This window comes from Pantoea ananatis PA13, from assembly GCF_000233595.1.
Classification (GTDB): domain Bacteria; phylum Pseudomonadota; class Gammaproteobacteria; order Enterobacterales; family Enterobacteriaceae; genus Pantoea; species Pantoea ananatis.
Genome location: NC_017554.1, coordinates 1,803,486 through 1,816,783, shown reverse-complemented (window position 1 = coordinate 1,816,783; position 13,298 = coordinate 1,803,486). Strand labels below are relative to the sequence as shown.

Here is a 13,298-nt window from a genome sequence, read left to right as displayed (position 1 = left end):
TAGCCGCAAGCTGGATCAATAAAAGGCAATGTGAGTGATTTTAATACAGCCAGAGACTAAGCCGCGGTGGATTGCATAAGCGCAGGACGTGCCAATGGCCCGATGTGAACAGCGGTATGGGCTGAAATCACTCAGGCATTGAATGGCAGTATTTATCGTCGCCACCCGGGTTAAAGCGGCGACAGAGATAACAAATCAGGAAAAGGAATTAGGATGGCCCGGCTTTCGCGATCATTTTACGGTAATTATTCAGCCATTTACCGCTGGTGAACCTTCCCCAGAAAAACAGCCCTCTCACTGTCCAGTCGAGGAACATGCCAAGCCAGACGCCGATGACGCCCATTCCCAGTTCAATGCCCAGCAAATAGCCAGCCACGACCCTTGCACACCACATACTAAACATAGAGACGTACATCGTGTAACGTGCGTCACGCGCGCCTTTCAGCCCAGCCGGTAAAACCCACGACGCTGCCCAAATCGGCATAAACAAGGCATTGAGCCAGATGAGGTGTTTCGTGACATTTATCACTTCAGGATCGCTGGTATAGAAACGTGCCAACAAGCCCGCCAGCGGAACGGTCAGGGCCGCAACGCACGACAGGCAAATGGTTGCCAGCCAAAAAACATGCTTCGCCTGTCGTTCAGCCTGAAATACCTGGTATTTACCCAGCCGCTTTCCGGTGATGATGGTTGAAGCCGATCCAAGCGCGTTACCCGGCAGGTTAATCAGCGAGGCAACAGAAAACGCAATAAAGTTACCCGCGATCTCATTGGTGCCCATGCCAGCCACAAATACCTGGGTCAGCAATTTACCGCCGTTAAACAGCACAGATTCGATACTGGCAGGCACGCCAATGCTCAGTACTTCATAAAGTATGCTGCTGTTCCAGCGACGAAAATAGCTGGAAAGCGTGATTTTAAGCGAAGCATTAAATCCAATCATTAACACATAAATAATGGCGAAAGCGCCGATGTAGCGGGTGATGGTTAACCCTAATCCAGCGCCGACAAACCCCAGTCCATCCCATGAAAAGCAGCCGTAAATAAGTACGCTGCTGATCATGATATTGAGGATGTTCATCCCGCCATTAATCAGCATCGGGATCTTGGTATTCCCTGCCCCACGCAACGCGCCACTGCCGATTAGCGTGATGGCCGCTGCCGGATAGCTCCATGCCGAAACCTGGAGATAGCTCAGCGCCAGCGCTTTTACTTTCGGTTCGGCAGCGCCGGCAATGGCGTCAATAATCAGATGGCCCCAGAACTCAATCGCAATGACCAGAATTAGCGCCAAAATGGTCATCATCGCCAGCGACTGCCGCGTAGCGGCACGCGCCCGTTTACCATTACGCCTTGCCAGACTGAAAGCGACCACCACCGTTGTGCCCAGATCGATGGCGGCAAAAAAGGAGATGATGACCATATTAAAACTGTCAGCCAGGCCAACGCCTGCCATCGCCTCTTTACCTAGCCAGCTGACCAGGAAGGTACTGAGCACGCCCATTAACAGCACGCAGGCATTTTCAAAAAAGATCGGGACTGCAAGAGGCGAAATTTCACGCCAGTACAGCGTGCGGTAAGAACGACGTTTGGGATACCACGCCGTGCGCTTAATCGCCTGCACCACTGCTACGCCGGGATTTTGCAAAGGAGTACCAAATATGAAGAAGTCGGGGAAAGAGCTCTAATGATGGTAGCCTGCGGGCAAATATGCAAAACGTTTTGCATTCCTGTTAAATCATCGTTACACACTTTTTTTACCTTTTTCCTCACCTCGTTGAATCATCGCGTTGCCGATGTCATCGCACGATCATGCCCGGAAACGGCCCTCTTCTTTACCAAAAAGCGGAGGCAGGCGTCAGGTTTGTCTGCATTTTGATGTAAACCCACGCACCAGCGCTAAGCCTCGCCCATAACTGGCGGCAGCAAAATGCGCTTGATCATAGATTCTTCACCAAATCCTGCGTTAAACCCGCTAAGCTTGGGGAAATTGTCGTAAGAACGTTAAAGGAGAGGTTATGCCAGCCCAACGGAAAAATCTGACACGCCAGCAGGCTCTTGATACGCTTGAGCAGATGTATGATGAAGCCGTCAACGCTCTGCGCGCATCAATTAAGGCCTATACGGAAGAAGGCTCGCTACCCGATCCCGTTGCCCGCGCGCAAGGTCTGTTTGTTTATCCTGAACTACGCATTACGTGGCAGGGCGACGGGCCTCAGCAGAATCGCACCCGAGCCTGGGGCCGCTTTACCCATACTGGCAGTTACAGCACCACGGTGACGCGCCCTGCTCTGCTGCGCCATTACATCTCTGAACAGCTGGCCATGCTAGAAAAAGAGTATGAGGTGACGATCGACGTCGGTCCTTCGCGTCAGGAAATTCCCTATCCTTACGTCATAGACGGGTCCGATCTGTCGCTGGATCGCACCATGAGTGCGGGGATTGCGCGTCACTTTCCAACGACTGAACTGTCGCAGATTGGTGATGAAACGGCAGATGGTTTATTTCATGCCGATGCGACCTTTCCTCTGTCTCACTTTGACGCGTTGCGCACAGATTTTTCGCTTGCCCGCCTGCGCCACTATACCGGCACGGCGGTTGAGCATTTTCAACCCTTTGTCCTGTTTACCAACTACACGCGCTACGTAGACGAATTCGTACGCTGGGCCATTGAACAGGTTCGCGATCCTTCAACCCCTTTCGACAGCCTTGTGTGCGCGGGCGATGTCGTTCTGACGGCGAGTACAGAAGACAATGAAGCCATGCTGTCTGACCTGGCCTGGAAAAAGCATCAGATGCCAGCCTGGCACCTGACCTCACCCAATCGCCGGGGCATTACGTTGATCAATATCGGCGTGGGCCCGTCCAATGCTAAAACAATCTGCGATCATCTGGCGGTCATTCGTCCTCACGCCTGGCTGATGATAGGGCACTGTGGCGGCCTGCGCGAGAGTCAGCGCATTGGTGACTACGTGCTGGCTCATGCATACCTGCGCGACGACCACGTGCTGGACAGCGTTCTGCCGCCCGACATTCCGATTCCAAGCATTGCCGAAGTTCAGCGGGCTTTGTATGACGCAACCAAGTCCGTGAGCGGTATGCCAGGCGAGGAGGTAAAAGAACGGCTACGCACCGGAACCGTTGTGACAACAGACGATCGTAACTGGGAGTTGCGCTATTCAGCCTCTGCCCTGCGTTTTAATCTGAGCCGGGCCGTGGCTGTCGATATGGAAAGTGCAACGATTGCTGCTCAGGGATACCGTTTCAGGGTGCCTTATGGCACATTGCTGTGTGTTTCGGACAAGCCGCTGCACGGTGAAATCAAACTGCCGGGCCAGGCAAACCGCTTTTACGACGGCGCGATTTCAGAGCATTTACAGATTGGTATTCGCGCGGTTGAATTATTGCGCGCCGAAGGTGATAAGTTGCATTCACGTAAGTTACGTACGTTTAACGAACCGCCTTTCCGTTAAACAATAATGAATGAAAAAGACGGTATTAATGCGAAAAACCTTCCCGTTAATACCGTCTCGTTAATTAAGACGATATTACGAATCAGGCCGCGTTCAGAACGGCGGTATTGATGAACCAGGCAAACACCGCAAGAATAGCCGGTACCATGAGCGTCCAGATAAGGCGGTTATTAAGGCTTTCAAAGCGTAAATCCAGTTTATCGAATCGTTCATCAATCCTGTCGAATCGCTGATCCATGGCATCCATTCTCCGGTCCATCGCATCCAGTCGCCGATCGATACCATCAAGCCTGATATCAATACCATTCAGTCTCATATCAATGCCGTCCAGTCTCTTGTCGATGCCGTCGAACCTCTTATCGATGCCATCAAACCGTATATCCATTGCGTCGAGCCGAGCGTCAATGCCGTTAAATCTCACCTCATTAGCAGCGAATTCTTTGTAAACATCATCAAACTTCGCATTGATAATGTTAAAACTTACCTCGATAGCATTAAATTTATTAGTAAAATTGAATAAGATGCCATCGATTGCTGAAAGTTTGCCTTCGATGCTAACCAGCCTGCCATCAACATCGTCAAACCGAATGCTAAACTGTTGGACTTTCTCTTCCAGCAGCGTGAATCGCTGAACCCTTTCAACATGAAACACCGCCTGTTCCGCACGCAGAAGCTCAAGATCGGCTTTGGTCGCAAACGCCATAGCCTGCCCGCTAAAAAGCGCCAGGTCGATTTTTATTTGATGGTTGTCTTCTTCAAGCCGCTCAAAGCGCGTCTCAAAATTTTCCATTCTTTTTGCCTCCTGTCCAGCGATGACTGAGGGTCAAATGCGGATTACCGCGATTCCGTTTTCCATACAGATTGCCCATGAGCTTTTCCTGACAGGCGGATTAACTTAATCCATTAACGTAAGTCGCAACCTGCTTCAGCATTATTGAAGCAAAGTCTTGCGCAATAAACATTACCTGATTGAATAAAAAGGAAAAATAAAATGGGAATTGTTCTTTTCCTTTATTCACAATGTTGAGTCAAAGAATAAAAGCACGGCCGCGCGAAGAAAAGGGCGTAGATCGATATTCTGGAAGGGTGCGCACAATGATGGAAAATAACAGAGAAAACAACCGCAAACGCTTTTTGAGTTCTAATGTTAAAACCGTTACAGCATATTCAATATGCTGTAACGGTTGGATTAATCAGGCGCTCAGCCAGCCGAGTTTAATCACAAATAATACAGACAGAACAATCAGTGCCGCATTAATCTCTTTGGTGCGTCCGCTGAGCAACTTCACCAGGGTCCAGGTAATAAAGCCAAAGGCAATACCGTTAGCAATGGAGTAGGTCAGCGGCATCGTCAGCGCGGTCACGGTTACCGGGGCAGCAGTGGTGATGTCTTTCCAGTCAATTTCGGCCAGCCCGGACGTCATCAAAACCGCAACAAACAGCAATGCTGGCGCGGTGGCATAAACCGGCACGCTTGACGCCAGAGGAGAAAAGAACAGCGCAAGCAGGAAAAGCACCGCAACCACAATCGCCGTCAGGCCGGTACGACCGCCTGCGCTCACTCCGGCGGCAGACTCGACATAACTGGTGGTCGTAGAGGTGCCCAGCAGCGAACCAAATAGCGCAGCCGCACTGTCCGCAACCAGCGCGCGTCCCATTTTGGGCACATTGCCCTGCTCGTCAGCCAGCCCGGCGCGTTTGGTTACACCCAATAGCGTGCCGGTGTTATCAAACACATCCACGAACAAGAACGCGAAAATCACGCTAATTAAGCCAACGTTAAATGCACCCGCAATATCCAACTGCATGAACGTTGGTGCGATTGAAGGCGGTGCAGAAAATACACCGCCAAATTTCGTCAGACCAATGCCCATCGAGATAAAGGTGATGATCAGAATGCCTATTAAGACCGCGCCCGTGACGCGACGCGCTTCCAGTACCACGATGATGATAAACCCTAACATCGCCAGTAAGGGGCCCGGCTTCGTCAGATCGCCAATCCCCACCAGGGTAGCCGGATTATCCACAACGATACCCGCGCCTTCCAACGCGATAATTGCCAGGAAGAGACCGATCCCTGCGGCAATACCGGCGCGCAGCGGCAGCGGAATGCTCTTGATAATCCACTCGCGAATCTTAAATATCGATAAGGCGAAAAAAATCACTGCGGACAGGAATACCGCGCCCAGCGCAATCTGCCAGCTGTAGCCCATGTGCAAGACAACGGTATAGGTGAAAAAAGCATTCAGCCCCATGCCCGGTGCCAGCGCAATCGGGTAGTTGGCAATCAGTCCCATTAACACCGAACCAATTGCGGCTGCCAGACAGGTCGCGACAAAAACAGCCCCTTTATCCATGCCGGTTGCACCCAAAATACTGGGGTTAACAAACAGAATGTAGGCCATCGCCAGGAAGGTAGTGATACCGGCGATGATTTCAGTGCGTACAGTTGTGTTGTGCGCTTTTAATTTAAATAGTTTTTCTAACATCATTATCTCTCGATGATAGAGACGTCACTCAGGTGCGCGTTCTCTTGCCAAGGTTATGGTCATGCTGTTTGTTGTGATACTGAGGGGCCGCCAGTGCTGTCGCATGCCAGCCCGACCACCCGAAATACGGTTTTCGCTTTCCTTTGTCACATGAGCAATTGCAAAGGCTAAAGCAATTGCTGTGCCAGCCCGATACGCAATCGATTACCTGGATACGCGTCAGCGAGCCTTAAGATAATTCTGAACCAGATCAGGGCGCGATTATGGTGCATTGCCCCCTAAATGCGCAATCGTTTTCCTTTTACCTCCCTGCCCGGCAAAATTATGCGTTTCCGCACGCTTCAGCAATTTGTCAGGCGACGCTGGTCACGTTTCAGCTGCATCAATCAGCAGGCCATGCTGGAATGTGTAAACTCGCATTTAACCCTTCAGTAACATTGAGGTCACACGATGAAGCCAGCAATTTTGGTGGTGGATGACGATCATGCCGTCTGCGATTTGTTGCAGGACGCACTCAGTGAACATGCGTTGTTGGTTTATCGCTGCCATCAAGGGAAAGATGCCCTGACGAGGGTGTGCGAACATCCGGATATTTCCCTGGTTATGCTTGATATGATGTTGCCCGACACCAACGGTTTACTGGTTTTGCAGCAGCTGCAGCGACTGCGGCCTGATATTCTCGTGATTATGTTGACCGGTATGGGTTCGGAAGCGGAAATGGTGGTAGGCCTGGAGATGGGGGCGGATGATTATATCGCCAAGCCCTTTAATCCACGCGTTGTGGTTGCCCGGGCGCGGGCGGCTCTCCGGCGCAGCGGGCGCGTGGTGTTGCCGGAAACTGACCATGAGGGATGGCGCTTTAATGGCTGGCTGCTTGATGAAACGCGCTGCCAGTTGCTTAATCCGCAGCGAGAAACCGTGCCGTTAACGCAGGGTGAATATACCTTGCTGCGTGCGATGGTGCGGCACGCGCGTAAGGTCCTGACGCGCGACCAGTTGCTGGAACTCACCCACAGCGAAACGATGGACGTGTTTGACCGCACCATCGATGTGCTGATTATGCGGTTGCGGCGCAAAATCGAAGCAAATCCCCATCAGCCCGGCCTGATCCGCACGATTCGTGGGCTGGGTTATGTTTTCTCGGCGGACGTGGTCAAACCTGAAGGTTTGCGGCTCTCCACGCAAACGGCCTGAGCCATCCACTGCCGCATGTCGGTCAACGGGCGAATACCGTCGATTGCATTGGCCGCGCGCAAATTAAACCGGGCGCAGGTGTGCGCAAGTTGCAGCGTTGACAGCATGTCATCCCCTTCATGGCTGGCATAGAGTACACCCGCACAAAATGCATCACCTGCGCCAACGCTGCCCACAATCTCGTTGGGTGCCAGCTGCCACGCAGGCTGCCAGATGCCCTCGCCGCCGACTTCCTGCCCCCATGCGCCTTCGGGCGCGTGTATCACCACGCGCTGACGCACCCCCTGCCCGGCCAGCCACTGCGCAGCCAGGGAAAAGGCTGCGGGTGGCTGAATACCGTTATCATCCCGCAAAACGACGCCAGACAACGCCTGGGCTTCCAGTTCGTTAATAACCAGGTAATCTAACCAGCGCAACGCAGGCAATACCTGTGGTCGGTAATCCCCGGCCCGGGACGCCAGATCGAGCGAGGTAAAATAGCCACGCTGCTGCATCTGGGCCAGCAAACGGGCGCTGCGCGTGCCGAATTCGCTGTCCGCGCCGTCCAGCGTTTCAAGCAACAGTAAATAGCCCAGATGAAAGATGCGCTGCGCATCGTCTACAGCGGCGAAATGCGTTCTGTCCAGCAGGGCATTTGCGCCAGGGGAAAAGAAAAACGTTCGTTGCCCGTCCGGTGCGGTCATCACCTGCGTCATCGCGGTGGGTTTATCGCAGGTACGTTGAACCCAGCGATGATCGATCTGCGACGCCTGCATGATAGCCAGCAGGTAATCACCGTCGGCGTCATTGCCCAGCAGGCCAATCGCCACCAGCGGAAGCTGACACTGCATGCGCGAAAGGGTAAGTAAAACATTCAGCGGTGCGCCGCCTGCCGCTTTTTCGCTATGCTGTACCTCAGCCAGCCAGCCCTGTTCCGGCCAGTGGCTAATACGATGAACGTAATCCACCAGCATCACGCCAGCGGCCAGAATGCCGCGCCGCGCGCCCATTTACGCCTGCCCTACGCTGCCGAAAATCTTCATCTGCTGCATCACGGTTTCACAAATTGCGTTCTCCACCGCCATCAGCAGTTCGGCAAACTCGTCATAGCGGGTGTTGCGTGAGGCCAGACTGCGTTCCACCGCGTCGAGTGCCGCCTGCGACATGCCGGTATAGAAGTTGATTTTATGGATGCCGAGTGAGATCGCCCGCCGGAAATCCGCGTCGCTGATGCCTGAGCCACCGTGCAGCACCAGCGGTACGCCGGTTTGCTCGCGGATAGCCGCCAGCCGGTCAAAGTCGAGTTTAGGCTCCCCTTTGTATTTCCCGTGGGCGTTACCGATAGCCACCGCCAGCGTATCAATGCCGGTTTCACGCACAAACTCAGCAGCCAGCCGTGGATCGGTAAATTTTTCGCTGTCGGCTTCGCCAAATAACGCGCCCCCTTCGTCTCCGCCCACCGCGCCCAGTTCTGCCTCAACCGACACGCCGACGGCATGTGCCGCTTTGACCACTTCACGCGTCTGGCGAATATTCTCTTCATAACTCAGCGTTGAGCCATCGAACATTACCGAGGTGAATCCCAGACGAATCGCCTGCATCACCGCCTCAAAGTGCAAACCGTGATCCAGGTTGAGCACCACCGGAATCGCGTGCTTCACCGCTTCAAACTTTATCGCCTCAACCAGCTGGTCGAGCGTGACGTATTTAAAATGCACTTCCGCAATATTGATGATAAAAGGCGAGCGTTGCTGCTCTGCGGCCGCAAACAGCGCGCGCAGAAAATGCGTGTCCAGAACGTTAAAGGCGCCCAGCGCGTACCCCTGCTTCTGCGCATGGGCCAGCCCCTGTGCCAGAGAGATCAAAGCCATTATTCACTCCTCAGATTGAGCCAGTGGGAATAGTCGTTACAGAGCAGCCGGTGCGGTTCCTGATCCTCATCAAGGGCGTTAAAGCGCGCCAGCGGCGTCAAAAATACGTTATCGTTGTCATCATCGTTAGGCATCGAGACTTCGCCAACCAGCACATCGCCAAAGCTGTTTTCGCCCCAGAAGCTGTGCCAGACGCCGGCGATTAACGTCACGCTTTCGCCTGGAGACAGCCTGAGTTGCGAACCGGCCGCATGGGTTTGTGTGATGCCATCCAGCGATACCGTCACCGGCGAGTTCGCCTTCTCATTGCCTTCACGGTTATACAGTTCGACGATCAGATTGCCGCCCCCGCGGTTGATGATGTCTTCCATTTTACGGGGATGATAATGCATCGGCGTGACCTGCCCTTCACGCACGTGCATGACTTTTTCAGCATAAGGTTTGTGCCAGGGCTTGCCGCCCGGCGAGCCGTTGCGCAGCGTAAAGAGCGTCAGGCCGGTTTGCAGAAAATCATCGGCGCCAAAGCTGGTGAGGTCCCAGCCCAGCCGTAACGCGATAATTTCCTCAATGTCGCCCTGCTGCTGACGCCACTGACTGAGGTCGTAATCAGCCCAGGGCGGCAGATTGATATCCTGGCGTGTAAAAAAGTCCCGCGTGTTTTGCAAAAACACATTCACTTCGGAGCGTTGCATCGTCAGCTCTCCCGTTAAAGCGGCACCCGACGATGCCGCGCGCCGGTTTTATTTCACTGTCCAGCCCTTGTAGCTGCTGACGTTATTGCGATCGATTAATTTAACCGGGATCAGCACGGGTTTATCCGGTGCCGGTTTGCCCTGAAGGATGTCGTAACCGATCTCGACGGCTTTAGCTGCCATCACCTGCGGATCCTGGGCTGGCGTAGCGGCGAACAGCGAGTTCTTACGTTTCAGCGCTTCCTCACCATCCGGCGAACCATCCACGCCGACGATAAAGAACTCGTTACGCTGGGCCTGTTTTGCCGCCAAATCGGCACCGATCGCGGTCGGATCGTTAATCGCAAAAACCGCGTCGATTTTTGGATTGGCTGACAGCAGGCCGGTCATCACTTCCAGCCCGCCTTCACGGCTGCCTTTGGCGTTCTGATTAGAGGAAAGCAGCTTAATATCCGGATGGCGTTTCAGTTCGGTCATGCAGCCTTCCACGCGGTTTTGTACGGCAGAGACCGGCGGGCCGTTAATAATCACCACATTGCCTTTGTCTTTCAGGCGATCGGCGATGTATTTACAGGCCATTTCACCCGCCTGGGTGTTATCAGAGGTGATGGTGGCGTTAGCGCCATCTGCGGCGACGTCGACCGCAACCACAACGATACCCGCATCACGCGCGCGCTTGACCGCAGGGGCAATCCCTTTTGAGTCGGCGGCATTCAGGATAATCATGTCCACTTTTGCCGCAATGAAGTTATCAATCTGTCCCACCTGCTGCCCGAGATCGTAGCCACTCGACACCAGCGTGACTTTTACGTTATCCCCGGCCAGCTGACGCGCCTTCATCTCTGCACCTTTGGTGATCTGCACAAAGAATGGGTTAGCGAGGTCGCCTACCGTTACGCCAATCGATTTCAGTTCTTTTGCCTGAGCCACACCGGCACTGAGCAGCGTTGCCGCCAGCAGCCCGGTTACAATCGGATTAAAACGCATAGATCTTCTCCTGCTGTGATTTATCTGCCAACTGCTGAATGGCGCTTTGTTTGCTCTGCGCATGGGGGCTGTCAGCCCACATGATGACGAGTACGATATTTATCGATCAGGACGGCGATGATGATGACCGCACCTTTAATAACCAACTGCCAGAAGTAGGAGACGCCCATTAATGTCATGCCGTTATTCAGCGTGGCGATAATCAACGCCCCAATCAGCGTGCCGGTGATGGTGCCGATACCGCCGACGAAACTGGTGCCGCCCAGAATCACCGCGGCAATGGCATCCAGCTCATAACCCACGCCCAGATTGCCGTTGGCGCTGTAGAGCCGCGAAGCACTCATCAGCCCGCCCAACCCCGACAGCAATCCGCTCATGCCGTACACAAATATCAGCACCAGGCCCACTTTGATGCCGGTCAGTCGCGCGGCCTGAATATTGCCGCCCACCGCATAGATATGAACGCCCAGCGTGGTGCGACGCAGAATGAACCAGCAAATCGCGATAACGGCGAACGCGATGACGATCAGCCAGGGCACTGGCCCCAGATAGCCATTGCCTATCCACTCAAAGTTAATATCGGAATTGATCACCGTGGTGCCGTTGGCCAGCAGATAGGCCGCCCCGCGCAGTGCAGTATAGGTGCCGAGCGTGACGATAAACGGAGGCAGTCCGGCCCAGGCCACGAGAATGCCGTTAAACAATCCCATCACCAGCCCGGCGCCCAGCGCCATCGGAATTGTAAGCGACGCCAGCATCGGGTCCAGCGACGTCAGCAGCGCCACCACCGCCGTGGTGCCCAGCATCGAGCCCACGGACAAATCGATACCGCCCGTCAGGATGACAAAGGTCATGCCTGCGGCCAGCACGATATTGATGGAGGCCTGACGCGTAATGTTGAGCAAATTGGCTTCGGTAAAGAAGTTAGGCGTGACAAAACCAAAGACCGCCACGATTAAAATCAAAATCGGTAAAATGCCCACGGTCTGCATAATGTCGCCCATCAGAGCGCGTTTGACCGTCGGTGGATTAACACGTGCCGTTTGTGTCATTGTTTTATCCTCATACTTCAAGCGGTGATGCGCTGTGCGCACCGGTTGCCAGCGTCATGATGTTTTCCTGAGTGATCGTATCGCCCGCCAGCTCACCGGCGATGGCACCCTCATGCATCACATAAACCCGATCGCTCATGCCAACAACCTCCGGTAATTCGCTGGAGATCATGAGAATGGCTACGCCCTGACGCGCCATTTCCTGCATCATGCGATAAATTTCGCTTTTCGCGCCGACGTCAACGCCGCGCGTTGGCTCATCCAGAATCAAAATACGGGGACCGATGGCGATCCAGCGGGAAATCAGCAGCTTTTGCTGGTTGCCGCCCGACAGGCCCCCCGCACGCACCAGCGCGTGGGGCACGCGAATATTGAGCGAGGAGATCGCTTCGCTGGCAATTTTCCGCGATTTACCGCGGTTAAGCATGCCGTAGCGGGCATCACGCTCCAGCGTGGCCATGACGATGTTTTCCTGCGCGGCCATCTCCAGAAACAGCCCCTGCTCTTTACGGTTCTCGGTAAGAAAACCAATGCCGTGCGCAATCGCCTCACGTGGCGAGTGAATATCCACCTTCTGACCATCGATCCAGACGTCGCCCTGTTTAAGCCGGTGCACGCCAAAGATCAGCTGCGCCAGCTCGCTCCGTCCCGCGCCCACCAGGCCGGCCAGGCCGACGATTTCGCCCGCCCGAACCTCAAGGCTGCTGGGATGCACTTTGTCGCCGTCGGACAGATGATTGACAGCCAGCCGGACGGCCCCGCGCGCTATCGTGCGATCTTTATTGAACAAGTCGCTGAGCGGCCGCCCCACCATCATGCGCACCAGCTCGCTGGCATTCAGATTGTCGCGCGTCAGGCTGCCGACATACTGCCCGTCACGCAGCACGCTGACGCGATCTGACAGCTCATACACTTCCGCCATACGATGACTGATGTAAATAATGGCCATGCCTTCGCTACGCAGGCGCTTGATCAGGGCAAACAGTTGTTCGGTTTCACGGTTCGAGAGTGCGGCAGTCGGCTCATCCATCACTAGAATCCGGCTGTTACGGTGTAAAGCGCGCGCAATTTCCACCTGCTGCTGCTCAGCAATACTCAGCCTGCTGACTTTGTCGGTGGCGCTAAACTGCGCGCCCAACCGGTTGATCACCTGCTGCGCCTCATCCGCCATCTGATGACGTTTCACCATGCCTGCACGGGTAATTTCACTGCCCAGAAAGATGTTTTCCGCCACGGTAAGATTGGGCGCCAGATTGATTTCCTGATAGATCAGCGTGATTCCGGCGGCTAACGCCTCTTTAGGGCCTTTCAGCTGCCAGGGTTTGCCATCAATTAGCACCTCGCCGCTGCTGGCCGCATAGGCCCCCGCCAGGATCTTCATCAGGGTGCTTTTACCCGCGCCATTTTCGCCCATCAGGGCATGGACCTCACCGGGATACACCGTGAGATCCACCCCTTTCAAGGCGTAAAAATTACCAAAGCGTCGGGTGATCTCGCGCATTTCAAGTATCGGCTTTGCTGTCATCTACCCGCTCCTGCTGGTTATGGATAGCAGCGAGTT

The 13,298-nt window shown here is 54.3% G+C and carries 11 protein-coding genes; 2 read left to right on the top strand and 9 right to left on the bottom strand.

The genetic code is table 11. The features are described from left to right. Positions 1–208: 208 nt before the first annotated feature. Positions 209–1,624, bottom strand: coding sequence for an EmmdR/YeeO family multidrug/toxin efflux MATE transporter (locus tag PAGR_RS08500; RefSeq protein ID WP_024470994.1), 1,416 nt, complete (start codon positions 1,622–1,624; stop codon positions 209–211). A 394-nt stretch (positions 1,625–2,018) separates the two neighbouring features. On the opposite strand from PAGR_RS08500, the gene PAGR_RS08495 reads away from it, so the two are divergent. Then, positions 2,019–3,473 carry an AMP nucleosidase gene (locus PAGR_RS08495; protein WP_014593991.1) on the top strand — a complete coding sequence of 485 codons (1,455 nt, stop codon included), beginning with the start codon at positions 2,019–2,021 and terminating at the stop codon, positions 3,471–3,473. Positions 3,474–3,555: 82 nt separating this feature from the next. Here the strand turns inward: PAGR_RS08495 and PAGR_RS08490 are convergent, their stop codons facing one another. Next, positions 3,556–4,263, bottom strand: coding sequence for a hypothetical protein (locus PAGR_RS08490; protein ID WP_014605518.1), 708 nt, complete (start codon positions 4,261–4,263; stop codon positions 3,556–3,558). Positions 4,264–4,666: 403 nt separating this feature from the next. After that, positions 4,667–5,965 carry an NCS2 family permease gene (locus PAGR_RS08485; protein WP_014605517.1) on the bottom strand — a complete coding sequence of 433 codons (1,299 nt, stop codon included), beginning with the start codon at positions 5,963–5,965 and terminating at the stop codon, positions 4,667–4,669. Between the two features lie 447 nt (positions 5,966–6,412). On the opposite strand from PAGR_RS08485, the gene PAGR_RS08480 reads away from it, so the two are divergent. Beyond that, the gene (locus PAGR_RS08480) at positions 6,413–7,156 is read left to right on the top strand and encodes a response regulator (protein ID WP_014605516.1); all 744 of its coding nucleotides are present in this window, start codon (positions 6,413–6,415) and stop codon (positions 7,154–7,156) included. Here the strand turns inward: PAGR_RS08480 and PAGR_RS08475 are convergent. From PAGR_RS08475 to PAGR_RS08450, 6 genes are all read right to left on the bottom strand, one after another. Beyond that, the gene (locus PAGR_RS08475; protein ID WP_014593995.1) at positions 7,093–8,145 is read right to left on the bottom strand and encodes a carbohydrate kinase family protein; all 1,053 of its coding nucleotides are present in this window, start codon (positions 8,143–8,145) and stop codon (positions 7,093–7,095) included. The genes PAGR_RS08480 and PAGR_RS08475 overlap by 64 nt on opposite strands. After that, positions 8,146–9,006 (bottom strand): ketose 1,6-bisphosphate aldolase, encoded by an 861-nt coding sequence (locus tag PAGR_RS08470; RefSeq protein WP_014605515.1) that lies wholly within the window; start codon positions 9,004–9,006, stop codon positions 8,146–8,148. It abuts the gene before it with no gap. Next, positions 9,006–9,698, bottom strand: a complete 693-nt coding sequence (locus tag PAGR_RS08465; RefSeq protein WP_014605514.1) for a D-lyxose/D-mannose isomerase — start codon at positions 9,696–9,698, stop codon at positions 9,006–9,008. The genes PAGR_RS08470 and PAGR_RS08465 overlap by 1 nt, the downstream gene beginning before the upstream one ends. A gap of 48 nt (positions 9,699–9,746) precedes the next feature. Continuing rightward, positions 9,747–10,685: an ABC transporter substrate-binding protein gene (locus PAGR_RS08460; protein WP_013026261.1), complete on the bottom strand. Its 939-nt coding sequence runs from the start codon at positions 10,683–10,685 to the stop codon at positions 9,747–9,749. Between the two features lie 71 nt (positions 10,686–10,756). Beyond that, positions 10,757–11,737, bottom strand: a complete 981-nt coding sequence (locus PAGR_RS08455) for an ABC transporter permease subunit (RefSeq protein WP_014593999.1) — start codon at positions 11,735–11,737, stop codon at positions 10,757–10,759. A 10-nt stretch (positions 11,738–11,747) separates the two neighbouring features. After that, entirely contained in the window at positions 11,748–13,262 is a 1,515-nt protein-coding gene (locus tag PAGR_RS08450; RefSeq protein ID WP_014605513.1) for a sugar ABC transporter ATP-binding protein, read from the bottom strand. Positions 13,263–13,298 lie beyond the last annotated feature (36 nt).

What these genes read in the sequence shown, in the direction of transcription:
- PAGR_RS08495 (WP_014593991.1), top strand. Translation starts at nt 2,019, where the DNA reads ATGCCAGCCCAACGGAAAAATCTGACACGCCAGCAGGCTCTTGATACG.
- PAGR_RS08490 (WP_014605518.1), bottom strand. Translation starts at nt 4,263, where the DNA reads ATGGAAAATTTTGAGACGCGCTTTGAGCGGCTTGAAGAAGACAACCAT.
- PAGR_RS08485 (WP_014605517.1), bottom strand. Translation starts at nt 5,965, where the DNA reads ATGATGTTAGAAAAACTATTTAAATTAAAAGCGCACAACACAACTGTA.
- PAGR_RS08480 (WP_014605516.1), top strand. Translation starts at nt 6,413, where the DNA reads ATGAAGCCAGCAATTTTGGTGGTGGATGACGATCATGCCGTCTGCGAT.
- PAGR_RS08475 (WP_014593995.1), bottom strand. Translation starts at nt 8,145, where the DNA reads ATGGGCGCGCGGCGCGGCATTCTGGCCGCTGGCGTGATGCTGGTGGAT.
- PAGR_RS08470 (WP_014605515.1), bottom strand. Translation starts at nt 9,006, where the DNA reads ATGGCTTTGATCTCTCTGGCACAGGGGCTGGCCCATGCGCAGAAGCAG.
- PAGR_RS08465 (WP_014605514.1), bottom strand. Translation starts at nt 9,698, where the DNA reads ATGCAACGCTCCGAAGTGAATGTGTTTTTGCAAAACACGCGGGACTTT.
- PAGR_RS08460 (WP_013026261.1), bottom strand. Translation starts at nt 10,685, where the DNA reads ATGCGTTTTAATCCGATTGTAACCGGGCTGCTGGCGGCAACGCTGCTC.
- PAGR_RS08455 (WP_014593999.1), bottom strand. Translation starts at nt 11,737, where the DNA reads ATGACACAAACGGCACGTGTTAATCCACCGACGGTCAAACGCGCTCTG.
- PAGR_RS08450 (WP_014605513.1), bottom strand. Translation starts at nt 13,262, where the DNA reads ATGACAGCAAAGCCGATACTTGAAATGCGCGAGATCACCCGACGCTTT.